Origin of the sequence: Methylobacterium sp. 1030, assembly GCF_040544715.1 — a bacterium.
In the GTDB taxonomy this organism is placed as follows: Bacteria; Pseudomonadota; Alphaproteobacteria; order Rhizobiales; family Beijerinckiaceae; genus Methylobacterium.
Window position 1 is genome coordinate 1 of the sequence record NZ_JBEPKM010000032.1, and the last position, 23,620, is coordinate 23,620.

Below are 23,620 nucleotides of genomic sequence, written 5' to 3' on the forward strand. Positions count from 1 at the left end.
AACAAGAACGACCCGCTGACCTTCGCAAACAAGGTCTGGGGCAACACGCCGTCGACGGCGGCGCAGGAGCAATGGCGCACCGTGCTCGGCACCAAATACCAGCCGTTCGCCGAATTCATGGACGTCCTCGCGCAGGCGGGCAAATCGAACGCCTACAACGCCGGATCGCGCACCCAGCCGCTTTTGAAGGCCGACGAGATCCTGTCCGGCGGGGCGAAGGGACAAAGCGCCGACGCGCTGGCTGTTTCCGACCTTCTCAAACCCCTTTCCGGATTGGGAAAAATCAAGCGCGGCTTGCAGCGCGCCATGCAGGATCCCGAGGCCGAGGCGAAGTTCCTGAACGACTTTGCCGACATCCTGACCGGCCCGGAAGGGCGCAAGCTTCTGACCGACCTCAAGAGCGCGAAGACCGGCATCGCCCGCACCCGCGCGCTGAACGCCTTCCAGAAATCCATCGCCGGCACGCCGCTGGCGGAGGACGCAGGCGAAAAGCTCAAATCCCTGAAAAGCAAAAAACCCGAGCCCTCAAGCAAGGAGTAGAATGGCAAAGATCGCACCCTCGCCGGGCAGGTACCGGTTATTCGACGCAAACGGCTATCCGGCAGCAGGCTGGAAAATCTACACCTACGAAAACAAGACCACGACATTCAAGACGACCTTTACGGACGCGGCCAACACCACGCCGAACGCCAACCCCGTGGTTTTGAATTCCGAAGGCTATGCCGATATCTGGCTCGACGCGGGCGCCTACACGTTCGAGGTAAGGAAGGCTGACGGATCGCTGGTCTGGAGCCGGGACAATATCTCCGGTGACGCGGCCAACGTGTTCGGATCGAGCGTCGTGGCCCTTTCGAACAACACGCCGATCACGGCCGCCTACGAGAACAACCTGCTGGTCTGTAGCGCGGCCCTGACGCTCACGCTGGCCGCGCTGGCCGACCTTGGGCAGGGCTTTGTCTTTTCGGTGCGCAACGCCTCGACCGGCATCGTGACGATCGACCCGGACGCGGCCGAGCAGATCAACGGGGCCGCGACTTACATCCTCTATCCGGGCCAGAGCGCCATCGTGGTTTCCGGCGCCACGTCCTGGAACGTGATCGGATCGGGGCAGGCGAGCGCGCCCAAGACCCTGACCAACAGCATCGGCACGCCGAACCTGACGCTCGATCAGTCCTACAACCGCGTCCCCGTCCTGATCGACGCCTCTGCCGCCGCCTGCAGCGTGAACCTGCCCGCCGCCGCTACGGCCGGCGCGGGCTTCGTCCTGATGCTCAAGAAGGCGGACACGTCCCCCAACGCGATCACCATCGACCCGAACGGAACCGAACAGGCCGACCGGGCGGCGACCATCGTGCTGGCGTCCTACAACGACTCCATCGTCCTGCATTCGGACGGCACGAAATGGGAAAGCTTCGCCCGGAACATCCTGCCGCCCGCGCTTTCCTCGCTGCCTGCCGCGATGAAGGATCGCGTGCTGTCCGGACTGACCCTGTCCAACAATGCCGCCGACGCCACGAACGATATCGACATCGCCGCCGGTTTCTGCATGTCCGACGACGGCACGACCCTTATCACGCTGGCCGCTCTGACCAAGCAGCTTGACGCGGCATGGGCGGCGGGCACGGCCGCAGGCGGGCGCGATACGGGCGCCATCGCGGACAACTTCTGGCACGTCTGGGCGATCCACAACCCGGCCACGGCCGTTTCGGACGTGCTGTTTTCCCTGTCCGATACCGCCCCGACCCTGCCCGCCGGCTACACCAAGAAAAAGTGCATCGGCACGATCATCCGCAAGGCCGGTGCGATCCTGCTGTTCAAGCAGTACCGCGACCATTTCCTGCTGACCGACCCGCAGATCGACTCCAACGCCTTCAACCAGGGCACGGCGGCCATACTGCGCACCGTCAGCGCCCCGCCGAACCAGATTGCCAACGTCAGCGTCAAGATGGCGAACGGATCCAGCTCGGGAGCCGGCTTCTACGTCCTCATCACGGCCGTATCGCAGATCGACGCCGCGCCGAACGCCTCGAACTGCACCTGGACGCCGGACGTGACCACGTCGGCCGACTCGGCTGTCTCCGACATGTGGTTGCCGCTCAATGCGCTCTCGCAGATCCGGACGCGCCAGTCCGTCTCTGGCGCGAACGATCGCATATGCGTCCGAACCCTCGGCTGGCGGGATACGCGCCTATGATCCCCGTCCTCGTCTTCGCGGCCCTCATGGCGATCAAGGGCGGATGGCTCGGCCGCATCCCCGGCTGGACGGCTTTCCAGAATTCTAACATGGCAACAGAACGGATCTTCGACGGATCTATCATTTCCGCATGTCTGGCAGGCCTCTACGTCGGCATGATCCACGATCCGCTCGCTGGCGTGGCCTTCGCTCTGGCGTGGTTCACCGGCAATGCCCCGTCCATGGGCGAAGAAGCGGGCGCCATCGGCACGTACCGCCGCGGCTGGGGCGATTACGTCGAGGCGGGCTTTCCCCGCTCCATGGGCTGGAAAAAGGGGCTGCAGCGCGGCGTCTTCCTTGGCGCATGCCTGACCCTGCCGACCTTTCTGGATGATCCCAGCCCTTGGTTCATCCTCGCCGGGGCGCTGTTTCCTGCCGTCTATTGGGCGGGTCAGAGCCTGCACTACGCCTTTCATAAAACCGACAGCTGGGCCTACGCGGAGCCGATTTACGGCGCGGCGCTGGGCATCGCTGCAATCTCGTACCTGGGGGGCTGATGGAAGGAGAAATAGCCGGCGCGGCCGGTAAAGGACTGGTCAGCCTGTACGAATATGGCGGGATGGTCACAATTCTGGTGTTGGTCTGTATAAGTCTGGGTTTCGCCCTATACTTACAGTGGAAGCGTAACGCCTCGATGGCGGACAAGCTGCTCGATACGATTACGCAAAATACCGTTGCAATTACCACCCTGACGGAGGTTATCCGTGCAAATACTCGCTAGACTGGAACGCTGGATCTTTCCCTGCACCCGCCGGATCGAGCAGGCCCACAAAGAAAATTCGCGGGCGGTTTACGAGGCCGTCTGCACCATCCGCTCCCTTCACGGACGGCGGACGGTCAACTGTCTCACCGAGTCGGGCAAGCCGGCAGAATAGGGAATCATGTCATGGAAATTTGGTGAACGGTCGGAGCGAGAGCTTCGCACCGTCGAAGACCCGTTGCAGCGCGTGTGCCGCCGGGCGCTGGAGCTTTCACCGGTCGATTTCGGGATCCTGCAGGGGCTTCGTACCGCCAAGGAGCAGGCCGACAACGTGGCGCGGGGCGCGAGCCAGACCCTTCATTCCCGCCACCTGACCGGCAAGGCCATCGACTATGGCGTCTATGTCCGGGGCAAATACGTCAACGGCGACACCGAGGACGAGTACGAGCTTTATTACCAGGTCGCGCTGGCCTTCAAACAGGCCGCCAAGGAGCTGGGCATCGCCATCGTCTGGGGTGGCGACTGGAAGACGCTCAAAGACGGCGGACACATCGAACTCGACCGGAAGGTTTACCCATGATCTGGCCCAAAGCCCTTTTGACCTTGTGGAATTACCGCGCCCACATCGCCCTGATCGCCCTGCTGATCGGGGCTTTTTTGTACGTCCAGCACCGCGAGGCGCAAGCATACGCGCGCGGGGTGAAAGACACCGAAGCCAATTACGCCAATGCCGAGAAGGAAGCCCGCAATGCGCAAGCCCGCAAACTCCATGAAATCCGCCAACTGGACGACAATGCTCTTGTGCGCCGTTATTGCGCTTCCAGCGTGTTCGACGTCCCGACCGATGAATGCGTGCGACGTTATCCCCTTTTCCGTCGATAGCACTTTGACCCGAACCGACATGCAGAACGTCACCGCGCACAACGAGAGCGCCGCCAAAGGAGGAAAATGAGGGGTTTGAACAATATCGGGCTGGGCCTGTCGCCGCGGCTCCGGACGAACAATATCATACAGCCGATCGCGCCCAGCGCAGGATCGCCGGAATTCTGGCACGACGCCGCGGACACCGACCCTGCGAACATCGGCCAGACCAGCAATCTTGTCCTGACGCTGGCCGACAAATCCGCGAACAACCGCTTTTACCAGCAAGTCACCGGATCGTCGCAGCCCGCGACGAACGGAACGCAGATCAACGGCAAGAACACGCTCGTATTCAACGGCTCTTCCAGCTGGATGCAGATGCAAAACCAGCCCGGCAACATCGCGATGGGGCCGAACACGCTGTATATGGTCCTGAAGCGGAACGCGGTCGGGGATCATATGTTTCTGGGCGGCCATAGCGGCGGCTCGGCATTCTGGGGGATGCTGTCCACGACCTTCGGCCGTGACGCGCTCTGGCTGAACGGCGGGGGCTTCAACCCCGGCGGCAACATCCTGAACTCGACGACCCTGTTCCTGCTCGTCCTGCGCCGGCAGGGCACGACCCTCGACTGCATCGTCAACGGCGTAAAATACACCGCAACCAACGCGTCGGACGTATCCTTGCCCAACTCTTTCTCCCTCGGCCGGGAAGAGGCAGCGGGCGGGCGGAAGTATTTCAACGGCCTGTTTTGTGAGGATTGCGCTTATCAAAGCGCGCATTCCAACGCGGAAATCAACGGCCGCGCGCTCTACTTCATCAACAAATGGGGGGCACCATGGACGAACCTTTAATCCTTACCGGATCGCTGGCAGCCGTTCAGCACGATCTTGCCGTCATCAATGCCATCGCGGCCACCTATTGGGCCGGGGAAGGCTACACGGTCGGAACCAACCCGGACGGCACGAAATACGTCGTCGGCAAGGACGCGGACGGAAACGACATGCCGGGCAGCAGAACGAACAGCTGGGATGTCGTGAAGCAGGCGCCGAACGGGGATTTTTATATCTGGTCGCCGACCTCGCACCCGCTGTTTTACCTCTGGCGCGACTACCTGCCCGAAGGCGTCACCGTGCAATGCGCCGAGATCGCCCGCCCGGCCGAATGGGACGCCGCCATCGAGGCGGCCTAATTGTTCAGCTGCGGGTCGATCCGCACGACCCTGAATTCCGGCTCAAGCTGCACCAGCTCGAAATCCTTCGTATCCGCGTAATCGACGATCCCGCATTCCAGCGTGACCTCCTGCGCGTCGCTGTTGAGAAACCGGGTAAGAGAGGCAAGGGCGGCGTCCATGCTGTTATGGCGCAGCGTCCCGAAATGCCGTGAATCGTCGACGAGCGTTACGGCGACCGCCCAGACCTCCCGCAGGCCCATCCCGCCCCCTACCAGACGCGATGCTCGAGCGGCACGTCCTCGACGGCCGCGCGGGCGATAAAACGCCATATCCTGACCAGCTGCGCCATCATGCGATCAGATCCAATCGCTTGGCGCCCGGCGGCTTTCGCTCGCTTGGCTTTTTGGGAGCCGCGAGCGACGCGACGCCGACCGCGATCACCGTCAGGAGCAGGAGCACAAGGCACTTCCATATGAAATCAGCCATGGATGCCTCCTACTGCAGCGGCGGGACAGGCCCGTTGTTATTGCGCTGCCACACTTCGACGAAGGCCTTGAACTGCACGGGGTAGCGCGTGGCGAGCGCGTTCAGGGCGCTGATGACGAATCCCTCCGTCACCTTTTTGGCGGTGAAGGCCATCCGGTGCTCGTCGACCTCGAACAGGAGCGCCATGGGCCGGTCATTCTGCACCGCCACCGCGAAGGCCCGCACGATGTCGAGCGCCGTTTTATCGTCTTTGGGATCATCACTCATCGGCGTTCACCAGAAGGCTGACAAGGAGAGAGCCTACACCGATCAGGCGCAGGGTTTCCGCATCCGCCCAATCGAAGCCGAGCTTCACGAAGGCGTACCCCAGACAGGCCAGGACAAAGAGCCAGAACGCATCCGTAAGAATGGGCAGGAGGGAGCTGTCACGGCTAGGCATTAGGCCCGCCAATCTGGAGCAGCTTGTTCTCCGTGGCGTGCTGCAGGACGGTCTTGCCGCTGGGCAGCATGATCTGGCCGAGGAAAGCACCCTCGAACGACAGGATCCCGCACTCGATGGCCGTCACCTGTCCCTTCACCCAATCCCGCACGACCGAATAGACGGCCCGGCCGGCGACCTCCACGGCCTTTGCCTCGTGCTTTTGCTTTCCGCCCCGATGATGGCGCGGATTGAACGGGTGCTCTTTCAGCCAGGCGGCGGCGTAACCCGCCATCGAGGCTTCGATCGTAATAGGCATGTCGCGGTAACGGAATTGCACGATCAGCTTCTTGTTTTCGAAATCCATCATGGATCCGAACGACTGGCAGCCGAAGTGCTGGAGGATCTTCTGTATCTCCCCCAGCGCCTTGTCGCCTGCCGTAACATTTTCATACGGCAGGGCCATTACTGCATGCTCCCGACTTCCGGAGCCTTCTCAAGCCGGACGTTCTCGCCCTCCAAAAGCTTCGACACATAGATGGCGGTTATTGGTCGACTACGAATAATGCCCGCAATCCCATGGGCGATAAAAAAATCTGTAGCCTTATGAGCGAGGACGCGGTTCTGTCCCTCCCGTTCTTCCAAGATAGCCAGAACGCAATTGTCTTTGTTCACGGCATCAGTGACCGCCGCAATTACCTCGCGTTTGCGCATACCAATTTCGTCAGGCGACATTTGATGCACAGGCTTAGTGAACTGGTCTTCCATAGTATTTCCCTTCTCAATTTGATTGAACGTCCGTCCCTTGGTTTTTATCTTCGTGCTTTTTGAGAAGGTCTGTCAGGGCTTCCGTTGCCAGCGCTTCGATCGTCTTTCCCGTCATCACGGACAGGAATTTGACCCTGCGGCGCAAGGTTACATCAATATGCGTGGCAAACAGACCCTTCGTAACTTCCATAATAACTCCGAATAAAAGTTCATTGACGAAACGTTTTTCTCCGCATAATCTACAAATAACTTAAGTCCTTTGCAACATAAAAAGGGTATTACATGAAAAGGAAAATAAGACAGGTCGTTATAGCGGCCGACTTCGTCACCGAACACCGCGTTTTGCTTGATACCGAGGTTCAGAGCCGCAAGATTACGATCCACGGCGAACGCATCATTCCCTCGATCTATGTCCTATGCCCCGGCCGCCGCGCTCCCCGCCCGGCCCTGCGCCTCGTCAAGGGAGGCCGCTAATGTCCGCGCAAGGCCCATACACCCCGCACAAGTATTGCCGCGCCTACAACCCGCTGGGCGAGGCTCCGCCGCGCGTCCGCTTTGTCGACATCACGCTGGCCGATGTGTTCGGCGGCCTCGGCTGCATCGTGATGATGATCGGCGTTTTCGTGCTGACCCAGATTTTCGCCTGAAGAATTCCCGCACCGGGATAACCCGCGCGCCGGGGCAATCGGGCGCAGAAGAGAAGGAGAGCCATATGGCAGGAAAGTTTAAATTCATCGGCGTTGGGAGGGTGGGCAATGATCCGGAAATCCGCACCTTTCCGGATGGCGGGCTTGTTGCGAATTTCAGCATCGCCGCCTCGGAAAGCTGGAAAGATGGGGACGGGCAAAAGCAGACGCGCACGGAATGGGCGCGGATCGTCGTCCGCGACAAAGGCCTGATCGAGAACGTGATCGAGCCGTATGTGAAGCAGGGCAGCCAGGTCTTCGTGAATGCGACGCCGGAAACCCGCACCTATGAAAAGGACGGGGCCAAGCACTCGATCACGGAGATGGTTTTGCGCGCCTTCAGGGACGATTCCCTGACGCTGGCGGACACCATGCCGAAACAGGATCGCGACGCGCGGGTGCCGGCCAACCAGAGCAACCCGCCCGAGCGCAGCGCAAACAACTACCGCCAGCAGTCGCGCGGCCCGAGCGGCCCACGCTGATGACAACGCAGACCCCCGCCCAGCCCCAGCAGTTCGTCTCCGGTCATGCCGGCGCGGCCTGTCCCGTATGGCCGGGCGGGGCTGTATCGCCCGGAGGAAAACCATGACCGAATTCACCAGTCGCTTTGACGTTCAGATCGTCAAGAACTGCCACGACGGCCCTGGCTCGAACATTAAGCGCGGGCTGATCTTTACCTCCAAGGGTACACAAAATTCTGTGATGAAATTCCGGATCCTCGTGCGCCAGCACCCACTGAATGAATACCCTTTGGTGCATTACGGCAACGGCCATATCCGCGGCTCGCTCTGGGAAGAAATCGGCAAGCTTAAAGGTTTGCAGATGCTCCACGACAGCAAGACAGTTCCATACGGACAGCCGGATTTTACCTTCGAGCAGCTGATGGAGCTTTACGAACCGCTGGCCTACGAAACGCTCGAAGACCAATCAATACGACGACTTTTTTAAAGGAGGAACTATGAACACAACCGTTACCGACCCGCTATCCGACCTTAACCGCATGAGCCACGAGGCGATCAGGGAAGCCTACGCCGCCCGGCAAGCCGTCATAAACGGCATGACGAACTGGCAGCGAAATCAGGCGGCGCGCGCCTGCAAAGGCGATTGGGATGCCCTCGGCATCGAGGAGCTGCGCGAGTTCGCCGCCATGGAACGCCAGAAGGCATAACCATGGAAGACGTTATCGACAAACCGAAGCTGGGAGATCCGCTGGACAGCTACAAAGGCAAATGGCGGTACGTCGCCGTTACGCATGACGGGAAGCACTGGCGATCGCACATATCGTTTGAAACTAAAGAAAGAGCTGAACGCAATGCGAGAGGTTTAGACCGGTTTGTGAAAACAGCAGAGAATATAGAATTCCTTTTGTTGGATAGCGCGGACGGTTTATTCAGGGCAGCCGATTATCGTTATGTGATTGTGCTCCCCGACGCTGAATAGTCGTAATATGTACTCTACAAGTTCCTGTTTACACCGTGTTCGCTTCATGTATTCTTCAATAAAGCCGGTCGGGGTAGCTCCCCGGTACGACCTGCCGTTTTAAGGGAACGAGGTCTAAGGCGTAATAGAGGATGTCCTCCCGCTATTGCTCGCCGGTTTTTTCTTTTCATGGGGGACTCTTGCCGTACAATCACGAACATGAATATTTAGATCCGCGCTGGCACCGCAAGAAGGCGAAAATCCTTCAGCGCGATGGCCGCCAGTGCCGGATCGAAGGTTGCGGCGAGACGGTCGCGCTGGAAGTCCACCACATTCGCTACCTGCCGATCCATGTCTGGGATTACCCGGACAAACTGCTGCTTACAGTGTGCGGCTACCATCACAACCGCCTGACCCGCCAGCAAAGGGCTGAACGCGGGCGCAAGGCTGTCAGAGCGCGCCGTGCGATCATGCGCAACACGGCGCGCGCCTACACCCGCAAGAAATCCCTCCGGAGGCGCAGATGAGCGTTTCCGCCGCCGCACTGCGCAAGCTGGCTGCCCTCGATCTATCCGCCGAGCAGATGGCCGGCGTGCTCGAACTGATGGCCGACATTCAGGAGAAGGAAGAAACCCGCCTTGCCGAGCAGCGCGAGCGTAAACGCCGTTCCCGCGACAAGTCACGGGACAAGGACGTGACCGTCACGGGACAGTCACAGCCCGGGTTTCCCCCTTGTCCCCTTCCCTCTTTCCCTGCACCCAATCACCCATCCCCTATACCCCCTTCCCGGGATATTTCCGCGCCGCCGCCGAAAAAGGCCTCGAAGCCTGACCGGCAAGCACCGCCGCACCCAGCCACCGACCAGAACCTTGCGCAGTGGATGAAGGCCACCGGCCACGGCCCGAGCGACCTGCCGCAGGATTGGGGCGATTGGGCTTACGAGCAAAACGGCATGTCGGCGAAGGAAATTGACGAGCAATGGCAGCTTTTCCGGCTGTACTACCTGCAAAACGCCAGCAAGCCGAACGGCCGGAAAGACGACTGGTTCGCAGCCTGGCAGTCATGGTGCATCAAATCGCCAGAATTCAAAAACGAGAGGAGGAAATAGCCATGGGCTTCACACCAACCAAAACCCGCGAAGAGGCGCACAACGTCGAGGAAACCCTGCGCTGGCTGATGCAGCAGGAACGCGCCCGCCGTGCTGACCCGGCTTTCGACCTCGACCCCAGCGTGAAGCGGGCCATCGCCGCGCTGGCAAAAACGTCCGAACCGGTGCGCGTCTTCCACTGGATGAAGGATGTCGAGCTGGTGACGCGCTCGGCCGAAGAGGGCCGGGTCTGGATCACCTGCAAGGACAGGCAGGCGGCGGAGCGCATCTACCAGTACCTGCATTCCGAGCTGATAACCGCCTTCGGCACCCGCTCGATCGACCTCATGGTGGGCATGCTATGCGTCCGCACGCTGCAGCCAGGACGGCCAGCATGATCGAGAACCCCAACCTTATCCGCGGCCTGAACATGGCGCCCAAGAAGCGGGATCCGGATACCGAGCGCCTGAAAGCCGAATTCCTTGCCTCCCGTGGCGCTACCCTCTGTCCCGGCCCCGGAGAGGGCCAGAAGTCGAACCACAGCACCAACGCATGGGTGCGAAACCGCAAAGCGAAGGCGCCGACCAAGCCGAAACAGCCACGCGTCCAGCTGTCCGATGAAGAGCGCCGCCATCGCCAGCGGGAGCGTAATCGCCGCGCTGGCATCAAATCCCGCGCCCGCGCCAAGGGTATGACCGCGGACGAGTATCTGAAGGCCATGGAGTCGAACCCTATTTCACGCGGCGCCAGGAAGGCCCACGCGCGGGCTCGCGGTGAAGACGTGGGCGTGCAGGCCGTACAGCAGGCAAGGGAGATCGTAAACGAGATCCGCTCCGTAGCAACAAGCGCTTACCGGCAAGAGATTGCGGATAGAAACGCCAAGGTGGTCGAAACTTATCTTTCCGGAGCCTCCCTCGACGCCTGCGCCGAGATTTACGGCATTTCGGTCGGATCAGTGCGCCACGCGCTCAAGAACGCAAATGTAAAGCCACGACCATGGGGCCATCGAGCAAAGCCCGCCGCGCCATCCGACTATGTGATCGAAACCGGAATACCGATACCGCCCAGAGCCTACAACTACGGGGATAAGAAAAAATATCCGCTGGGCGAGCTTGAGATCAATCAGAGTTTCTTCGTTCCCGGCCTTAGCGAGAATATTCGCTCCGCCGTCGCCAACTATGCAAAAAACCACCCCGGAAAGACGTTCACCAGCCGCTTCATGGATGGCGGCGTGAGGGTATGGAGAACATCATGACCTGGCTTTCCCGTTTCTTCGACGCCGCCGGCCGGTCGATCGTTCACGGCAACCCCCAGCCCGATCAGGAAAAGGCGCGCCTCGCGGCCGAGGAGGTCATCGAGCACGCCAAGGCGTCACAGGCGCAGCGCGGCAAGCCCGTAGCGCTGGCCGGAGACGGCGACGAGGTTATGCCTGTGGATCAGATCGTCCGGCACGAGCAGTTTCAGCCCTAACCATCACGGAGGATATGATGGAAACAAAGACCGCCGGGGAAGCCCCGGTAAAAGAAAGACCAATCTTGTTCAGCGCGCCGATGGTGAGAGCCATCCTGGAAGGGCGCAAGACGCAGACGCGACGGGTAGTTAAACCATCGAAAGCTCATGCAGATGGTATCATCATGCTGGATCACGGCAGAGGATGGTGGCCGTTCAATATGTTCGGAGACAGTGAGAGTGATCGGGGCATGGAATACCCGATATACTGCCCTTACGGTTTTACGGGCGACCGCATGTGGGTGCGGGAAACATGGGCGGATGCCAACAGCGATGACGGCCCCTGTATTCTCTACAAAGCAGATCATAATCGCCGCTATTTGATGCACGAGGATCATTTCTTGATGGAAGATCCCCGCGGGCGGAATGGCGAAAGCTTCGATTATTCCAAAACCGGCAAGGCCCGTTTTTCCGGATGGGCGGGCGATATAGAAGGCAGAGGCAAAGGCTATAAGCCGTCCATCCACATGCCGCGCTGGGCCAGCCGAATAGACCTCGAAATCACCGCCGTTCGTGTCGAGCGTTTGAAGGACGTCAGCGAAGGAGATGCCAAAGCGGAAGGTGTGGAGAGACATCCAAAAGAGGACGGCTGGCTTCCATACGGCCCGACTCTGATGGAATATCTAGATGGTATACCTTACGGTCACTACGAATTTGCCAAACATAGCTTTGCGTCTTTGTGGAGAGCCATCAACGGCGCTGAAAGCTGGGACGCCAATCCGTGGGTCTGGGTTGTCGAATTCAAGCGCGTGGAGGCCGAAGGGGTAAATCCCTCGAACCGTGCGTGAGGACGGCTTTCAAGATCGCGGCCATCGGCCTGCCGTTCTTCATCGGCGGGATCTATGCCGAGCGGAAACAGCCCGAGGACTATTGCTTCCTGCCGAAGAAGGTTCCGACCGAGCGTATCACGCCGGTTAAGCCGAAGCCGCCCAGCGTGCGAGAATACTTCGCGCTGGTGATGCCATGAAGACCGGTAAGGCTGGGGGCTTCGCCCCCAACGCCGCGTCAAGGGTAAAGGCAAGCCCGAAATCCTCGCCATGCTCGCTTCGGCAGGCCTGCAGCTGCGCGTGGCTCCGGTTTCGCCCTGTGACGCTCTGCCCCCCACCCTCGGCGGGAGCCAAGGGTAATGGCGCGGCCATTCCCCTTTAACGATTTAGAGCAACCCAACACGGAGAAGCGATGAAAACAGACGATTTTTTTAAGACGGTTACAGAGAAGGTCATTTCCGCCATGGAAGGCGGCGACAATCCGTTCGTAAAACCATGGCGCAGTCAAGGTATCGGATACCCTGAAAACCCGACCACGGGCAAGAAATACACGGGTTTCAACGCCTTTTGGCTTTCCTTCCTCGCAATGCAGGGTTCAAGCCACCTCTGGGCGACTTACAACCAATGGGCGGAAGCCGGAGCGACCGTCCGCAAGGGCGAGAAAGGAACGCCCGTCATTCGCCCGATTGAAATCAAGGCGAAGTTTAACGAGGCATCCGAGCAGGAAGGCGAAGACGCTACCCGCCTGTTGTTTAAGACCTACTACGTTTTCAGCCTCGATCAGGTCGAAGGCGCGGAAGCTTTCCGGCCCCAGCCCATCGAATTGAAGCCCGTCGAGCGCAGACCGGATATAGAAACAGCCGTAGCGAAAACAGGCGCGGCCATCGTTCCCGACCTTAGCCAGTGCTTTTACAGGCCAGCGTCCGACACTGTCCACATGGTCGACGCTGCGGCATTCGAGAGCATCGAGTCGTACTACGCCGTGCAATTCCATGAATTGGGCCACTGGACGGGCGCGGAAAAGCGTCTGGCGCGTGACCTGTCCGGCAAATTCAAGAGCGAGGCCTATGCCGCCGAGGAATTGATCGCGGAAATGACCTCCGCCTTCCTTTGCCATCACTTCAATATCGACGGCATGGATCGCCACCACGGCCAGTATTTGAAAAGCTGGGCAACCGTCCTGAAGAACGACGACAAGGCGATATTCAAGGCCTCCGGTATGGCATCTAAAGCCGCATCGTTCCTTGTGCCGGAACTCGGCAAATAAGTTTCTAAAAGCGTATTTCTACCAACCACTTAATTGAGAAGGGAAACTACCATGACTAAAGACTTTGACAGAAAATCCGTTGCACTGAACCTCCTTGCCGTATGGGAGGGCAACGTCCGCAAGACAGGCGCGGATCAAGACCTTGGCGACCTGATGGCATCCATCGAGGCGCACGGCCTCCTAAACCCGCTCCATGTTTTCGACAAGGGCAAGGGAACCTATGTCGTAGCCGGCCAGCGGCGTCTCCTAGCCCTGCAAAAGCTGGCAAACGCGAAGAAGATCGACAAGGACTATGCTGTCCCCTGCATCGTCGTCGACATGGCGGACGCGCTGGAAATCAGCCTTGCCGAGAACACGATCCGCGCGGACATGCACCCCGCCGACCAGTTCGAGGCCTTTGCCGCGCTGGCGGACAAGGAAATGCCGATTGCGGACATTGCCGCCCGTTTCGGCGTGACCGAGCGCATCGTCAACCAGCGGCTGCGCCTTGGCCGTGTCCACCCTGCCCTGCTGGCGGAATACCGCGATCCGGACAGCGACCTCAACCTCGACGAACTGGAAGCCTTTGCCCTTACGGACGATCAGGACGCGCAGCTGATAATCCGCCAGCAGCTGGGCGGCCGAGCGACCGCATGGCGCATCCGTGAAGCCCTGACCAAGGACGAGGTGCCATTCACCGACAAGCGCGCCCGCTTCGTTGGTGTGGCCGCCTACGAGGCCGCTGGCGGGATTGTCCGCCGCGACCTCTTCGACGACCGCGAGAGCGGTTATCTGATCGACGCGCAGCTGCTGAACAGGCTTGTTTCGGAAAAGATGAAAGAAGCCGTTGCCAGCGTACAGGCCGAAGGCTGGAAATGGGTCGAGGAGCGCGAACAGTTAACATGGTCTGAAAAGCAGAAGTTTGGTGAGGACAAGGGCAAAAAACCGCCTTTGACGTTTGAGCAAAAATCCGCGCTGGACGACCTCCAAAAAGAACTCGCCGAACTGGAGGAGATCGACAACGAGGATGGCCTGTCCGATGAACAGGAAGCCCGTAAGGAGGAAGTCGAAGACGCTATCGACAAAATCGACAACCGCACCCCGACCTTCAGCAAGGCCGCATACGCCCGAGGCGGCGCGGTGATCGTCCTCGACTATGACGGGACACTGGAAATCACCCGTGGCCTGATCCGTAAGGCCGACATGCCGAAGGATAAGAAGGCGAAGGACGGGAAGGAAGCCGACGAGCCGGAAAAACCCGCCTTCAGCCAGAGCCTTCTGACCGACCTGAAGGATTACACGCTGGACGCCATACAGGTGGAACTGGCCGAAGACCCCGACACCGCCCTGATCGCCGTGGTTTATTCCCTCGCCATCCGGCGCACCTCGAAACGGTACGGCTGGAACCCGCTGGCACTCGATGCAAAGCCCCAGCGTGTGCCGGATGATGCTACGGGCCGCGCCTACATCGAAACGCTGGCCTCCGATAAGCTGGAAGGGATGCCAACCGCGCCCGCAGACCTCTGGCACTGGCTTGGGCTTCAGACCCGCGAGAAGCTTATGGATATGCTGGCCGCGCTGGTCGGGCCGCTGGTGAACCGTAGCGCATCCTCGACGAAGCAAATCCGCAAGCATCTTGAGGTGGACGTGCGCAAGCACTTCACGCCAACGGCGGCGAATTACTTCGGAAAGATAAGCGCGGAGCAGATCATGGCCGACCTGAAGGAAATGGGCCAGACCGAAACCGACCTGAAGCCGCTGGCAAAGCTGAAGAAGAAGGAACTCGCCCTATACGCCGAGAAGATCGCCGCCAGTGACTTTGCATGGCTACCGGAGCCGATGCGCGACCAGCCTCTCGACGAGGACGAACTGGCCGACACGGAAGAAGCCGACGATTGGGAAGGCATCGACGGCGACGAAGACGATATGGACGAGGCGGCATAATGCGGACGCCTTGGATCATCATCCGGGCCAAGGAGGGCGATATGCACTGCAAGCGGTGCGGATCGTCCTCCCCGATGCCGGAAGGCCCGCTTCCCGTCCGCGAATTCCTCGCCCCGCTGGATCGCTTCCGGCTGGTCCATGCCGGATGCAAAGACCCTGTTGCACCGCACAACGCGCAATAGGTCAGAAACCCTGACTTTTTCTTGTACACCCACGCCTGTGGGTGTACATTATTTTTCGGCGGAAATCCGCTGATTATCAAAATCAAGAGAAGGGAAATTAATGGAAACAAGTAAAGCGGAAGAATCCCCGCAGCGCCCGCCCCGTGCAGTTGCCGGATGGTGCAAAAACTACAACGGTTTTGCGAATAATGAGACCTGCAAGGCCGGAATGAATTACAAGACCGTTGCCGGATCAGAAACCGGATGGATTAATATCCTGCCATGTACAAAGCCTGTGTCTTGCGTGTCCTGCCCGAAAATGGAAAAGCCAACGGAGGCCGAAGTGGCGGCGTGGGAGGAATACACAAAAGGACGCTTCCAGATGATAATGACCGCCAGACGAGCCATTATCCAAACTGGGCTAAAAGGCGGTTCGATTGAATGCCCCTCGTGTAAGGGCGCGCTTTATTTCTCCATTGCATCAAACGGCCACGTCCACGCGAAATGCAGTGCCGAAGACTGCCTTTCGTGGATGGAATAGGAGGCCGCATGAACCTCTGGAAAATCCGCTGTTTTATCCTCGGCCATTCGTGGGCCTGCTATGGTAACACGACGAAGTGTCTGGCTTGCGATAAGGTGAGCAAACCATGACCGCCCCCGACAAGGTGAGAATAAGCGATAAACCCGCGTCGCCACTTCTTCGTTACTGGTTCGAGCTACCAGAGAGAACCCGAATTTTAGCGGCATCGCGTTTCGGCCTCCCTACTGTCTGGATAGCCTATCGTGAAGATGACCGTGACGCCCGCCACGTTGCTATGTGCCGCCTCATGTCAGAGCTATTCCAGTGAAAGCCATCGCCTACGTCCGCGTATCGACCGACCGGCAGGCCGAGGAAGGCGTCTCCCTCGCCGCGCAGGAGGAGCGCATCCGCGCCTATTGCACCATGACAGGCCTCGACCTGATGGAGATCGTCCGCGAGGAAGGTGTGAGCGGCAAGATCGCGCTGGGGGAGCGCCCAGCGGGGCGGCGCGTCATCGAGCTGCTGGAACAGCACAAGGCGAAGCACGTCATCACCCTGAAGCTGGACAGGCTCTTCCGCGATACCGTGGACGCGCTGGGGCAGACGCGCATCTGGGATAAGGCGGGGATCGCCCTGCACCTGGTCGACCATGGAGGCGCGACCATCAACACGGCCAGCGCCATGGGCCGCATGTTCCTCACCATGATGGCGGGCTTTGCCGAACTGGAGCGCAACCTGATCGCGGAGCGCGTGACGACCGCCCTGCGCCACAAGAAGCGCGGCATGACCGTCTATAACAAGTCCGTCCCGCTGGGCTTCCAGCGCACCGAGGATGGCCGTCTTGTCCCCTGCCCTGAAGAGCAGGCCATTGTCGGCCAGATCATGGCGGAGCGGATGCAGAACCGCAGCCTGCACTACATCGCCAAGACACTTAACGCCGCTGGGCATCGAGGCCGCAACGGCGGTAAGTTCTACGCCTCGTCGATTTCCAAAATCCTGAAGAACGACATATATTTACATAACGCATAGATAGCGGAATAGCTTGTCATAACGCATAGATAGATCAGCGTTCTCCCAATTCTTTCCACCATGACACAAGAGCGTCAGCCACGATGCCGGTAAGATGAAAGGCAATCGTGTACACAACGATGATGGCGATCCCTACTCCGAATTCCGGTGCGAAAAAGGCGTTTAACGTGCCAGTGATAATCCCGCCCACCGTCCAGATTTCGATCTGGGTCATTTTCGCCAACCGGCCCATGGCTTCCTCCTAATGCAGCGTGGGGGATGGGTGGATTTCCTGCCCGAAGAAGAAGATGGGCGGCTCGCCATCATCATCCGGAACGATGATCGGCTCTTGCGGCGCGGGTTCAGGCTCGGCCTGCTGCGTGATTTCCTCCGGCGTAATCAGCCGCTCGAATTCCTCGGGCGTGATGCCCATCTCGGCCAGCCCGCGAAGACATTGATCCCGCCAGCGGTCAATCGCGGCCAGCCGCTTCGTATGCGGATCGACCCGCTGCCACGCGTCCACGAACATGCCCATGGCGCCGATCAGGACGGCGACGACCGGAACCCACCAAGACTGAAGCACATGGAGGTTCGTCGGCCAGTAGCGGAACAAGACCATCACGGCGATGGACAGCAGCCCGCCCAGCGCCGTGTAGGTGAAGCCCAGCGCGGGAGCCTTCCACCATGCCTTGCGCAGCTCTGACCGATTGCGCACCCGCGCGGCCTCGATGTCCCGAAGGCACTCCACGCGAACCCCGATCTGCTTTTTATAGCTGGTGACGTACACCCCGATAGCGGCGACACGGTCGGCCAGCGCCTCGGCCTGCCGCTTTGCCCTCCGGTCGAAGGGCGGCTTCAGGTAGAAGGGATGCAGGCGGACGTTCAGTACCCGCGATCCGGCCGTGAACACGACCATGGATTTTGCAGGCTTGTCGGGCGCAGGCTTGGCGATCAGGAAGCCCAGCTCTTCCGGCGGGATACGCGCCTTGCCCGCCGACTTCATCACATGGTCATAGCGGGCCTTTTCCTGCGCCTCCCTGATCCGGTGCTCGTTCTGCATCCGGCTCACGACCTGACGGGCTTGCGAGGCCTGCGCGACCTGCGCCGCGTGGAACATATCGGCCATGCCGTTCGAGGCGAGGTTGAACAGGTGCCCCGCCAGCGGCTTTTGCGGGTTTACCGGAAGCTGGATCGCATGGCCCCGATAGGGCTGCGCCGCCGCCATCTCGTAAAGGTTCTCGGGAATGTCCGGCACCGTGGGCGCGTGCGCGGGCAGGCCCAAATCCTCGACCGTTATCTGCCCGATCCGCTTTGCCGCCCATTCCAGCGTGTCGTGATCCTCGACATGGAAGAGGATATGCGCGGATGAATTCGCAAGGAACGAGCGCAGGCCCGACTTGCCATAGAGCATGTCGAGCTGCCCCAGATCCTGCACGAAGGGAAAGCACCTGATCCCTCTCGACCGCCCAGCCGCAAAAGCTTTGAGCATGATCTCAAGCTTCCCAAGGCTGAAAAATTCGTCGAGGATGAACAGGCACTTTTTGTCCCCGGCCGTCTGGAACATCGCCCGCAAGGCCAGCGACACGAACAGCCGCAGGAAGCGCCCGTTATCTTCCATCTCCTCGATAGGCAGGATCACGAAGAGGTCAAAATCGCCCGTCTTCAGCTCGCGCAAATCCATATTGGACTTGCCTTCGAGCACCCGCCGGATCGGCGGAGCGTCGAGCCACATGGTGTTTGTCCGCGCCGAGCTTTTGAAATGCCCCGCCTCGTTGTTATGCGAGGCCATGATGGCCGCCCCAGCCGCCGCAAGACCGCACAGGCTGGCGTTCTTCCCCATCTCCTCGATGAACCTGTCCAGCGCTGGCGAGGTCAGAACGTCCCGCACCTGCGGCAGCGTCCGCATCGGCGGCAGCGCAGCGGTCAGCAGATGCGCCCCGATCCCTCTGGCAAGCGCCTCCGACCCGGCATCCCAATGCTCCGCCTTCGGATCATGCCGGACGATCATCGCATGGAAAATCGCGTTCATATCGCCCGTCACCTTTTCGGACGACTGGTCGACGAACTCGAAAGGATTGTAGGTCGCGATGAGCCTATCAGGCACCTTCGATATCCGGTACGGATCGAGTACCCGCACCTTCCGGCCCATCTTCTCCCGTATTTCCCAAGTCGCGTTGACCACCGCCGCCGTGGGATCAATGCAAAATATATTGTCCTCGGCCTCGATCACGTTGGGAGCAATCAGGCAGGTTGTTTTGCCGCCGCCCGTTCCAGCTATGCCGATAAGGCTCGACTCCGTGGAAATCCCGATCTTTTGACCGTCCGCGTCGTAGCCTAAGAACACATCTCCCTTCTGGAAACGCTTCCCATGCTCGAATTCGTATTGGTAACGCGAGCTGGTATGATCGTAAGCCATCGCCGCCTCCTTTCACGGCCATGGTGTAAGAGCCATCCCAAACCGTCAAACCGTCAATTCTGACATCGCCATGGTGCCCGTGAATTCGAGCGGTTCGGCTGCGATCACTGACCGGCCCGCCAAGGATCAGATGACCCGTATATGCGCCGATAGCCAAGGTTCATGACCCATGGTAGATTCCCACTGCGCACTTATACATCGCTACGCGATGTGAAGGCCGACAGGGGGATGGCGTGGCGCTCTATCATTTTTCCGCATACATCGTGGGAAGGAAGGAAAAGCACAGGAACTCGGCCGTGCGGACGGCCGCCTACCAGTCGCGCGCCCGGCTGATCCAGGAGCCTACGAAGTTCGATCCGCCCAACCCTGAAGACCCAAGGAAGCCGCCGAACTACGATCACGATTTCCGCCACAAGGGCGGGCTTGTGCATGAGGAGATCGTAGCGCCGAAGACCGCGCCGGAATGGGCGCACGACCGGGAAAGGCTCTGGAACGCCGCCCACCAGGCCGAGAAGCGCAAGGACAGCCAGATCGCCCGCTGGTTCGATGTCGCCCTGCCGGCCGAGCTGTCACACCAGCAGCGCGTCCAGCTCGTGCGCGGGTTTGTCTACGACCATTTCGTCAAGCGCGGCCTCGTGGCGGATTTCGCGATTCACGCGCCCGAAGAAGGCAACAACCACCACGCCCATTTTCTGATTTCGACCCGGCAACTGAAGGGCGACGGCTTCGCCAAGACCAAGCACCCGGATTTCCGGGGCAACAAGGCGATGCTCCGCGAGCAGCTGAAGAACATCACGCGCCCCGCATGGGCCGAGCATGTCAACGCCGCCTATGAGCGGGCGAACCTCCCGCACCGCGTCGACCACCGGTCTTTCGCTGACCGGATGATCGACCGGCGGGCCACCGTCCATATGGGATACAACGCCATCAAGCGGGAGCGGGAAGGCAAAGGCTCGACCATCGGCGACCGCAACCGCGCCATCATCAAGATGAACGCGCAGGAGGCCGAGCTGTCCCGCGCCAAGCTCGAACTGGAAGCCAAGCGGACGCTGGACAGGGTTCCCGTCAAGACGAAAAGCCCGGAGCGCAGGCCGGTCGCGGCCGTCTTCGCCTACCGTGCGGATCCTGCGCCGGCGACGAAGCGCGAGCGCGCCTGGGCGCAGCGGGATTGGGAACGCGTCCTCGATCTGAAGCGCCGCGAGGATCTGGCCCTTCTCGACCTCGACCGGAAGCTGCACCCGCAAACCCACGCGCTCGAAGCCGACCAGAAAGAGCGCAACGGCCGGTTCCGGAACAACGTCCTCGCCGACATCGAGGCGATCGAGCGCCGCCTGTCGAACACCGGCACGACCCGGTTCTTTCGCAACGTGTTCGGCCTGAACCGCAGGGACGAGCAGCAGAAGGAGCTGCACCAGCTGACACTGGCTGCCCTCGCCAAGCGCGAAGCCGAGGAGCGGCACGCGCTGGCGGCCGACCATGAGCGCCAGAAGCTGGCCCTGATGGGCCGGTATGCCCGCCTGCGCGAGAAGCTGGAAACCAAGCTGGCGCTGGAGAAGGAAACCCGGAACAGGAACCGCGGCGCGATGAGCGAACGGAAGGACAAATTCGAACAGGCGCGGGATCACGCGCAAGGCCGCAGGGCGAGCCAGACCGAGCGGCCACCCCCAAAGCCGGTACCGGCGCCGCAGCCTACGCCGCCTTACGGCGCGAAAGGCCCGCTTTTCCCGCCGACACCAGGCCACATTATGGAGCAAAAGATCGAGGCCGCCATGAATACGCCCGAAGGGCGCAAGGCGGCCGGACTGGAAGATCCTCGCGCGCGAGAAGATTTTACCCGGCAGGCCCAGACCCCCGTCCCTGATCCACGGCCAGCGGACAAGCCCGGCGCCGAGCCGGGCAAGCAATGGCGCAAGGTCGACGTGGAGCCGTTCGCCCAGCCCGAGCGCATGGACTGGTGGAACGATCACAAGCGATCCGATCAGGCGCCGCAGACTATCACGCGGGAATGGTGGAAGGCGGCCGAAGCCGCCCCCGCGCCCAAGGCCGAGCCGGGCCGCGAGAACGATCAGGGGCGTGGCCGCGAACGAGAATAATGTTTACATAACCCCACAACCGAATCATAGAAAAACGGGATGGGGTAATGCGAACATGCGAACCATAGCCCTCGTGGCGCAGAAAGGCGGGTCGGGCAAGAGCACGATCGCCATCCATCTGGCCTGCGCCTTCCAGTCCCACGGCTTCAACACCGTGATGCTCGACCTCGACCCGCAGGCCTCCGCCAAGGAATGGCACGACGCGCGCGAGGAGCCGCTGCCGCATGTCGCGTCCATCGTCGCCTCGCGCCTTGCCCGCGAGGCTGCGGACTATCAGGACATGGGAACCGACATCCTGATCCTCGACACGGCCCCGCATTCGGAAAGCACGGCGCTGGACGCCATCCGCATGGCGGATCTGGTAATCGTCCCCTGCCAGCCCTCGATCATGGACATCCGGGCGATGGGGAAGACAACCTCCCTGTTGCAGCTGGTACCGAACAAGCCCGCCTACGCGATCATGAACGCGGTGCAGCACCATTCGATACAGGCGGCGCAGGACGCGGCCGTCACCATCGCCACGCACCTGAAGCTCCCCGTCGCGCCTGTCGCGCTGGGCGAGCGCGTGGCCTTCAACCGCTGCCTTATCAGCGGCCTCGCGGCGCAGGAGATGGAGCCGGAAGGCAAGGCCGCAAAAGAGATCGACTATCTGTACCAGTGGGCGTGCAAGCAGCTGGGCATCGAGGAGCGCAAGGCAGCATGAGCAAGAAGGTGGATTTCGCAGCCGGCCTCGCCGCCAAGCGGCAGGCCGAATTCCCGATGCTCCAGCCCGAACCGGCCGAGAAGAAGGCACACAACCTGCCGCCCTCGCGCCTGACGGCCACGGGCGACAAGAAAGTGGCGATCAGCGCCTACTTCGAGCCGGAAGTCCTCAAGCAGTTCAAGATCCTCGCCGTGCGGCAGGACAAGAGCCAGTCCGCCCTGCTGGCCGAGGCGCTGAACCTGCTGTTTGAAAAATACGGCGAGAGCCCGATCGCGCGCGCCTAATGTGAAGTTTTTGGGCGGCTACGGGATCACCCTGTGCCGATCCATCAGGATGCACTCGTCCCTGAACATCCGCGCTTCCATGCCCTCAAAATCGACCAGCCCGGCCGCATAGGCGGCGAAGGCCGCCGCGTCCGACGCCATCCGGTCGCGAAAGAAGCGCTCCCGCGGCGTCCGGCTGGGGAGTGCCGCCCTTGCCCGCAGGTTGTCCTGCGCCAGCGTGGCGGCCAGCTCGCGCCCAACTATGAGGTTATCGGGCACGGCGGCGGATCCGCTGGGCTGACGGGACGGGCGGCGCGACCATCTCCACCCGCCCCTGCGCTCTGGCGCGGCGTCCGAGCTTCGTCCGCTGGATTTCAGCGAACGCCTCGCGCAGCTCGTCCTCGTCCTTTTTCCACCAACCGATTTTCACCTTCACGACCTTCTTGCCCTCTTTGATCGGCAGGACGGTCACGTTGAAAGCAGCCAGCGCGTTAATCTCCGCCACCGCGGGCTTGAGGACGTGCTTGTTGAATTCCCCGAAGGCCGGATATTTGTCCTCCGGCACGCCGAGCATGTTCCGGAACTCGTCGAGCGTGAAATCCTGCGAACTTTTGTAGGTCAGGTTCACGAACTGCGAAACATTCTCATAAAGCGATATCGCGTATTTCGAGGTAAACGCCATCAGGATCGGCAGGGCGATCTTGCCCCAGATGGTCGACTGGCTAAGGATTTCCAGCAGCATCGGATCGAAGCTGTATGTCAGGACGCCCGCCGGTCGGTCGGGACTGTCCATATCGTTGCCGCCGAGAAACTGGACGCGGCGCGTCTTTCCGCTTGGCAGGCGAACCACGAGGATCGTACGCATCAACTGCTCGATCGACTCCGTGATCTTGTCATAGCCTTTGTGGCCGTCGGTGCGAAGCTCGTCCAGCTCGATCGTGTAGCGCTTCCCTTCCTTCACGCCCTGCATATGGGCGTGGTGCCACATGATGGTGATCGCCCGGCGCGCATAGAGCGTCAGGTTATGGTGCCCGGACACCTGGATCAGCTCGGCCGGCTTGATCGCCTCGTCCTGCCGGGGCGTGAGCTGCAGCGTCAGGATCTGCGCAGAGTCGGCCATGCGCCGACCATGGCGCGCCTCTTATGAAAAGCCAAGCCTT

General features: G+C 60.7%; 37 protein-coding genes. 26 read left to right on the top strand and 11 right to left on the bottom strand.

The annotated features are described in order from the left end of the window. The 7 genes from ABIC30_RS29460 to ABIC30_RS29490 all read left to right on the top strand — a co-directional run. On the top strand, nt 1-540 hold a 540-nt coding region (locus ABIC30_RS29460), incomplete at its 5' end, for a hypothetical protein (protein WP_354456547.1). Nucleotide 541: 1 nt separating this feature from the next. Further along, nucleotides 542-2,194, top strand: a complete 1,653-nt coding sequence (locus ABIC30_RS29465; protein ID WP_354456548.1) for a hypothetical protein — start codon at nt 542-544, stop codon at nt 2,192-2,194. After that, nucleotides 2,191-2,730, top strand: coding sequence for a hypothetical protein (locus ABIC30_RS29470; RefSeq protein WP_354456549.1), 540 nt, complete (start codon nt 2,191-2,193; stop codon nt 2,728-2,730). Before ABIC30_RS29465 ends, ABIC30_RS29470 begins: the two co-directional genes overlap by 4 nt. A 384-nt stretch (nt 2,731-3,114) precedes the next feature. Then, nucleotides 3,115-3,513: a M15 family metallopeptidase gene (locus ABIC30_RS29475; protein ID WP_354456550.1), complete on the top strand. Its 399-nt coding sequence runs from the start codon at nt 3,115-3,117 to the stop codon at nt 3,511-3,513. Beyond that, nucleotides 3,510-3,815 (top strand): hypothetical protein, encoded by a 306-nt coding sequence (locus ABIC30_RS29480; protein ID WP_354456551.1) that lies wholly within the window; start codon nt 3,510-3,512, stop codon nt 3,813-3,815. The genes ABIC30_RS29475 and ABIC30_RS29480 overlap by 4 nt, the downstream gene beginning before the upstream one ends. Nucleotides 3,816-3,881: 66 nt before the next feature. Next, a complete protein-coding gene (locus ABIC30_RS29485; RefSeq protein WP_354456552.1) occupies nt 3,882-4,646 on the top strand; it encodes a hypothetical protein in 765 nt (254 codons plus the stop codon). Then, nucleotides 4,631-4,984 carry a hypothetical protein gene (locus ABIC30_RS29490; RefSeq protein WP_354456553.1) on the top strand — a complete coding sequence of 118 codons (354 nt, stop codon included), beginning with the start codon at nt 4,631-4,633 and terminating at the stop codon, nt 4,982-4,984. The genes ABIC30_RS29485 and ABIC30_RS29490 overlap by 16 nt, the downstream gene beginning before the upstream one ends. Here ABIC30_RS29490 and ABIC30_RS29495 read toward each other — a convergent pair. The 7 genes from ABIC30_RS29495 to ABIC30_RS29525 form a co-directional block, all read right to left on the bottom strand. Further along, complete coding sequence (locus tag ABIC30_RS29495; protein WP_354456554.1) at nt 4,981-5,226, bottom strand: hypothetical protein; 246 nt, start codon at nt 5,224-5,226, stop codon at nt 4,981-4,983. The two genes, ABIC30_RS29490 and ABIC30_RS29495, sit on opposite strands and share 4 nt — an antisense overlap. A gap of 88 nt (nt 5,227-5,314) precedes the next feature. Beyond that, nucleotides 5,315-5,452 (bottom strand): hypothetical protein, encoded by a 138-nt coding sequence (locus tag ABIC30_RS29500; RefSeq protein WP_354456555.1) that lies wholly within the window; start codon nt 5,450-5,452, stop codon nt 5,315-5,317. A 9-nt stretch (nt 5,453-5,461) separates the two neighbouring features. Then, complete coding sequence (locus tag ABIC30_RS29505) at nt 5,462-5,719, bottom strand: hypothetical protein (RefSeq protein ID WP_354456556.1); 258 nt, start codon at nt 5,717-5,719, stop codon at nt 5,462-5,464. Beyond that, a complete protein-coding gene (locus ABIC30_RS29510; protein WP_354456557.1) occupies nt 5,712-5,891 on the bottom strand; it encodes a hypothetical protein in 180 nt (59 codons plus the stop codon). Before ABIC30_RS29510 ends, ABIC30_RS29505 begins: the two co-directional genes overlap by 8 nt. Continuing rightward, a complete protein-coding gene (locus ABIC30_RS29515; protein WP_354456558.1) occupies nt 5,884-6,336 on the bottom strand; it encodes a hypothetical protein in 453 nt (150 codons plus the stop codon). The genes ABIC30_RS29510 and ABIC30_RS29515 overlap by 8 nt, the downstream gene beginning before the upstream one ends. Further along, nucleotides 6,336-6,638 (bottom strand): hypothetical protein, encoded by a 303-nt coding sequence (locus ABIC30_RS29520; RefSeq protein ID WP_354456559.1) that lies wholly within the window; start codon nt 6,636-6,638, stop codon nt 6,336-6,338. Before ABIC30_RS29520 ends, ABIC30_RS29515 begins: the two co-directional genes overlap by 1 nt. Nucleotides 6,639-6,651: 13 nt before the next feature. Further along, complete coding sequence (locus tag ABIC30_RS29525; protein ID WP_354456560.1) at nt 6,652-6,828, bottom strand: ribbon-helix-helix domain-containing protein; 177 nt, start codon at nt 6,826-6,828, stop codon at nt 6,652-6,654. 283 nt (nt 6,829-7,111) lie between these two features. Here ABIC30_RS29525 and ABIC30_RS29530 point away from each other — a divergent pair, with 283 nt between their 5' ends. From ABIC30_RS29530 to ABIC30_RS29605, 16 genes are all read left to right on the top strand, one after another. Beyond that, nucleotides 7,112-7,285: a hypothetical protein gene (locus tag ABIC30_RS29530; RefSeq protein WP_354456561.1), complete on the top strand. Its 174-nt coding sequence runs from the start codon at nt 7,112-7,114 to the stop codon at nt 7,283-7,285. A gap of 65 nt (nt 7,286-7,350) precedes the next feature. Further along, nucleotides 7,351-7,806, top strand: a complete 456-nt coding sequence (locus ABIC30_RS29535) for a single-stranded DNA-binding protein (protein ID WP_354456562.1) — start codon at nt 7,351-7,353, stop codon at nt 7,804-7,806. A 103-nt stretch (nt 7,807-7,909) separates the two neighbouring features. Beyond that, on the top strand, nt 7,910-8,272 hold the full coding sequence (locus ABIC30_RS29540; RefSeq protein ID WP_354456563.1) for a hypothetical protein: 363 nt from the start codon (nt 7,910-7,912) through the stop codon (nt 8,270-8,272). Between the two features lie 10 nt (nt 8,273-8,282). Beyond that, on the top strand, nt 8,283-8,492 hold the full coding sequence (locus ABIC30_RS29545) for a hypothetical protein (RefSeq protein ID WP_354456564.1): 210 nt from the start codon (nt 8,283-8,285) through the stop codon (nt 8,490-8,492). 2 nt (nt 8,493-8,494) lie between these two features. Continuing rightward, nucleotides 8,495-8,764, top strand: a complete 270-nt coding sequence (locus ABIC30_RS29550; protein ID WP_354456565.1) for a hypothetical protein — start codon at nt 8,495-8,497, stop codon at nt 8,762-8,764. A 131-nt stretch (nt 8,765-8,895) separates the two neighbouring features. After that, entirely contained in the window at nt 8,896-9,270 is a 375-nt protein-coding gene (locus ABIC30_RS29555; protein WP_354456566.1) for a hypothetical protein, read from the top strand. Next, nucleotides 9,267-9,851, top strand: a complete 585-nt coding sequence (locus tag ABIC30_RS29560; protein WP_354456567.1) for a hypothetical protein — start codon at nt 9,267-9,269, stop codon at nt 9,849-9,851. The genes ABIC30_RS29555 and ABIC30_RS29560 overlap by 4 nt, the downstream gene beginning before the upstream one ends. Nucleotides 9,852-9,853: 2 nt before the next feature. Next, a complete protein-coding gene (locus tag ABIC30_RS29565; protein WP_354456568.1) occupies nt 9,854-10,228 on the top strand; it encodes a hypothetical protein in 375 nt (124 codons plus the stop codon). Continuing rightward, the gene (locus ABIC30_RS29570; protein ID WP_354456569.1) at nt 10,225-11,085 is read left to right on the top strand and encodes a hypothetical protein; all 861 of its coding nucleotides are present in this window, start codon (nt 10,225-10,227) and stop codon (nt 11,083-11,085) included. Before ABIC30_RS29565 ends, ABIC30_RS29570 begins: the two co-directional genes overlap by 4 nt. After that, nucleotides 11,082-11,300, top strand: a complete 219-nt coding sequence (locus ABIC30_RS29575) for a hypothetical protein (RefSeq protein ID WP_354456570.1) — start codon at nt 11,082-11,084, stop codon at nt 11,298-11,300. The genes ABIC30_RS29570 and ABIC30_RS29575 overlap by 4 nt, the downstream gene beginning before the upstream one ends. Nucleotides 11,301-11,317: 17 nt before the next feature. Beyond that, a complete protein-coding gene (locus tag ABIC30_RS29580; protein ID WP_354456571.1) occupies nt 11,318-12,127 on the top strand; it encodes a hypothetical protein in 810 nt (269 codons plus the stop codon). Then, complete coding sequence (locus ABIC30_RS29585; protein ID WP_354456572.1) at nt 12,124-12,306, top strand: hypothetical protein; 183 nt, start codon at nt 12,124-12,126, stop codon at nt 12,304-12,306. The genes ABIC30_RS29580 and ABIC30_RS29585 overlap by 4 nt, the downstream gene beginning before the upstream one ends. Nucleotides 12,307-12,518: 212 nt before the next feature. Next, nucleotides 12,519-13,373 (top strand): ArdC family protein, encoded by an 855-nt coding sequence (locus ABIC30_RS29590; RefSeq protein WP_354456573.1) that lies wholly within the window; start codon nt 12,519-12,521, stop codon nt 13,371-13,373. 51 nt (nt 13,374-13,424) lie between these two features. Next, complete coding sequence (locus ABIC30_RS29595; protein WP_354456574.1) at nt 13,425-15,296, top strand: ParB/RepB/Spo0J family partition protein; 1,872 nt, start codon at nt 13,425-13,427, stop codon at nt 15,294-15,296. Between the two features lie 282 nt (nt 15,297-15,578). Further along, nucleotides 15,579-15,998 (top strand): hypothetical protein, encoded by a 420-nt coding sequence (locus ABIC30_RS29600; RefSeq protein WP_354456575.1) that lies wholly within the window; start codon nt 15,579-15,581, stop codon nt 15,996-15,998. Nucleotides 15,999-16,301: 303 nt separating this feature from the next. Next, nucleotides 16,302-17,006, top strand: coding sequence for a recombinase family protein (locus tag ABIC30_RS29605; RefSeq protein WP_354456576.1), 705 nt, complete (start codon nt 16,302-16,304; stop codon nt 17,004-17,006). 34 nt (nt 17,007-17,040) lie between these two features. Here ABIC30_RS29605 and ABIC30_RS29610 read toward each other — a convergent pair whose 3' ends face one another. Then, entirely contained in the window at nt 17,041-17,220 is a 180-nt protein-coding gene (locus tag ABIC30_RS29610) for a hypothetical protein (protein WP_354456577.1), read from the bottom strand. 27 nt (nt 17,221-17,247) lie between these two features. Continuing rightward, the gene (locus tag ABIC30_RS29615; protein WP_354456578.1) at nt 17,248-19,401 is read right to left on the bottom strand and encodes a type IV secretory system conjugative DNA transfer family protein; all 2,154 of its coding nucleotides are present in this window, start codon (nt 19,399-19,401) and stop codon (nt 17,248-17,250) included. Between the two features lie 233 nt (nt 19,402-19,634). On the opposite strand from ABIC30_RS29615, the gene ABIC30_RS29620 reads away from it, so the two are divergent. From ABIC30_RS29620 to ABIC30_RS29630, 3 genes are read left to right on the top strand one after another with little or no spacing between them, the layout of a single operon-like run. Continuing rightward, nucleotides 19,635-21,494, top strand: coding sequence for a MobA/MobL family protein (locus ABIC30_RS29620; protein ID WP_354456579.1), 1,860 nt, complete (start codon nt 19,635-19,637; stop codon nt 21,492-21,494). A gap of 55 nt (nt 21,495-21,549) precedes the next feature. Next, complete coding sequence (locus ABIC30_RS29625) at nt 21,550-22,197, top strand: AAA family ATPase (RefSeq protein ID WP_354456580.1); 648 nt, start codon at nt 21,550-21,552, stop codon at nt 22,195-22,197. Next, nucleotides 22,194-22,481 (top strand): ribbon-helix-helix domain-containing protein, encoded by a 288-nt coding sequence (locus ABIC30_RS29630; RefSeq protein ID WP_354456581.1) that lies wholly within the window; start codon nt 22,194-22,196, stop codon nt 22,479-22,481. The genes ABIC30_RS29625 and ABIC30_RS29630 overlap by 4 nt, the downstream gene beginning before the upstream one ends. A gap of 18 nt (nt 22,482-22,499) precedes the next feature. On the opposite strand, the gene ABIC30_RS29635 is transcribed toward ABIC30_RS29630, so the two are convergent. Both ABIC30_RS29635 and ABIC30_RS29640 read right to left on the bottom strand, forming a co-directional pair. Further along, nucleotides 22,500-22,739 (bottom strand): hypothetical protein, encoded by a 240-nt coding sequence (locus ABIC30_RS29635; RefSeq protein WP_354456582.1) that lies wholly within the window; start codon nt 22,737-22,739, stop codon nt 22,500-22,502. Further along, complete coding sequence (locus ABIC30_RS29640) at nt 22,729-23,580, bottom strand: replication initiation protein (protein ID WP_354456583.1); 852 nt, start codon at nt 23,578-23,580, stop codon at nt 22,729-22,731. The genes ABIC30_RS29635 and ABIC30_RS29640 overlap by 11 nt, the downstream gene beginning before the upstream one ends. Nucleotides 23,581-23,620: the final 40 nt, after the last annotated feature.

What these genes read in the sequence shown, in the direction of transcription:
- ABIC30_RS29465 (WP_354456548.1), top strand. Translation starts at nt 542, where the DNA reads ATGGCAAAGATCGCACCCTCGCCGGGCAGGTACCGGTTATTCGACGCA.
- ABIC30_RS29470 (WP_354456549.1), top strand. Translation starts at nt 2,191, where the DNA reads ATGATCCCCGTCCTCGTCTTCGCGGCCCTCATGGCGATCAAGGGCGGA.
- ABIC30_RS29475 (WP_354456550.1), top strand. Translation starts at nt 3,115, where the DNA reads ATGTCATGGAAATTTGGTGAACGGTCGGAGCGAGAGCTTCGCACCGTC.
- ABIC30_RS29480 (WP_354456551.1), top strand. Translation starts at nt 3,510, where the DNA reads ATGATCTGGCCCAAAGCCCTTTTGACCTTGTGGAATTACCGCGCCCAC.
- ABIC30_RS29485 (WP_354456552.1), top strand. Translation starts at nt 3,882, where the DNA reads ATGAGGGGTTTGAACAATATCGGGCTGGGCCTGTCGCCGCGGCTCCGG.
- ABIC30_RS29490 (WP_354456553.1), top strand. Translation starts at nt 4,631, where the DNA reads ATGGACGAACCTTTAATCCTTACCGGATCGCTGGCAGCCGTTCAGCAC.
- ABIC30_RS29495 (WP_354456554.1), bottom strand. Translation starts at nt 5,226, where the DNA reads ATGGGCCTGCGGGAGGTCTGGGCGGTCGCCGTAACGCTCGTCGACGAT.
- ABIC30_RS29500 (WP_354456555.1), bottom strand. Translation starts at nt 5,452, where the DNA reads ATGGCTGATTTCATATGGAAGTGCCTTGTGCTCCTGCTCCTGACGGTG.
- ABIC30_RS29505 (WP_354456556.1), bottom strand. Translation starts at nt 5,719, where the DNA reads ATGAGTGATGATCCCAAAGACGATAAAACGGCGCTCGACATCGTGCGG.
- ABIC30_RS29510 (WP_354456557.1), bottom strand. Translation starts at nt 5,891, where the DNA reads ATGCCTAGCCGTGACAGCTCCCTCCTGCCCATTCTTACGGATGCGTTC.
- ABIC30_RS29515 (WP_354456558.1), bottom strand. Translation starts at nt 6,336, where the DNA reads ATGGCCCTGCCGTATGAAAATGTTACGGCAGGCGACAAGGCGCTGGGG.
- ABIC30_RS29520 (WP_354456559.1), bottom strand. Translation starts at nt 6,638, where the DNA reads ATGGAAGACCAGTTCACTAAGCCTGTGCATCAAATGTCGCCTGACGAA.
- ABIC30_RS29525 (WP_354456560.1), bottom strand. Translation starts at nt 6,828, where the DNA reads ATGGAAGTTACGAAGGGTCTGTTTGCCACGCATATTGATGTAACCTTG.
- ABIC30_RS29530 (WP_354456561.1), top strand. Translation starts at nt 7,112, where the DNA reads ATGTCCGCGCAAGGCCCATACACCCCGCACAAGTATTGCCGCGCCTAC.
- ABIC30_RS29535 (WP_354456562.1), top strand. Translation starts at nt 7,351, where the DNA reads ATGGCAGGAAAGTTTAAATTCATCGGCGTTGGGAGGGTGGGCAATGAT.
- ABIC30_RS29540 (WP_354456563.1), top strand. Translation starts at nt 7,910, where the DNA reads ATGACCGAATTCACCAGTCGCTTTGACGTTCAGATCGTCAAGAACTGC.
- ABIC30_RS29545 (WP_354456564.1), top strand. Translation starts at nt 8,283, where the DNA reads ATGAACACAACCGTTACCGACCCGCTATCCGACCTTAACCGCATGAGC.
- ABIC30_RS29550 (WP_354456565.1), top strand. Translation starts at nt 8,495, where the DNA reads ATGGAAGACGTTATCGACAAACCGAAGCTGGGAGATCCGCTGGACAGC.
- ABIC30_RS29555 (WP_354456566.1), top strand. Translation starts at nt 8,896, where the DNA reads ATGTCCTCCCGCTATTGCTCGCCGGTTTTTTCTTTTCATGGGGGACTC.
- ABIC30_RS29560 (WP_354456567.1), top strand. Translation starts at nt 9,267, where the DNA reads ATGAGCGTTTCCGCCGCCGCACTGCGCAAGCTGGCTGCCCTCGATCTA.
- ABIC30_RS29565 (WP_354456568.1), top strand. Translation starts at nt 9,854, where the DNA reads ATGGGCTTCACACCAACCAAAACCCGCGAAGAGGCGCACAACGTCGAG.
- ABIC30_RS29570 (WP_354456569.1), top strand. Translation starts at nt 10,225, where the DNA reads ATGATCGAGAACCCCAACCTTATCCGCGGCCTGAACATGGCGCCCAAG.
- ABIC30_RS29575 (WP_354456570.1), top strand. Translation starts at nt 11,082, where the DNA reads ATGACCTGGCTTTCCCGTTTCTTCGACGCCGCCGGCCGGTCGATCGTT.
- ABIC30_RS29580 (WP_354456571.1), top strand. Translation starts at nt 11,318, where the DNA reads ATGGAAACAAAGACCGCCGGGGAAGCCCCGGTAAAAGAAAGACCAATC.
- ABIC30_RS29590 (WP_354456573.1), top strand. Translation starts at nt 12,519, where the DNA reads ATGAAAACAGACGATTTTTTTAAGACGGTTACAGAGAAGGTCATTTCC.
- ABIC30_RS29595 (WP_354456574.1), top strand. Translation starts at nt 13,425, where the DNA reads ATGACTAAAGACTTTGACAGAAAATCCGTTGCACTGAACCTCCTTGCC.
- ABIC30_RS29600 (WP_354456575.1), top strand. Translation starts at nt 15,579, where the DNA reads ATGGAAACAAGTAAAGCGGAAGAATCCCCGCAGCGCCCGCCCCGTGCA.
- ABIC30_RS29610 (WP_354456577.1), bottom strand. Translation starts at nt 17,220, where the DNA reads ATGACCCAGATCGAAATCTGGACGGTGGGCGGGATTATCACTGGCACG.
- ABIC30_RS29615 (WP_354456578.1), bottom strand. Translation starts at nt 19,401, where the DNA reads ATGGCTTACGATCATACCAGCTCGCGTTACCAATACGAATTCGAGCAT.
- ABIC30_RS29625 (WP_354456580.1), top strand. Translation starts at nt 21,550, where the DNA reads ATGCGAACCATAGCCCTCGTGGCGCAGAAAGGCGGGTCGGGCAAGAGC.
- ABIC30_RS29630 (WP_354456581.1), top strand. Translation starts at nt 22,194, where the DNA reads ATGAGCAAGAAGGTGGATTTCGCAGCCGGCCTCGCCGCCAAGCGGCAG.
- ABIC30_RS29640 (WP_354456583.1), bottom strand. Translation starts at nt 23,580, where the DNA reads ATGGCCGACTCTGCGCAGATCCTGACGCTGCAGCTCACGCCCCGGCAG.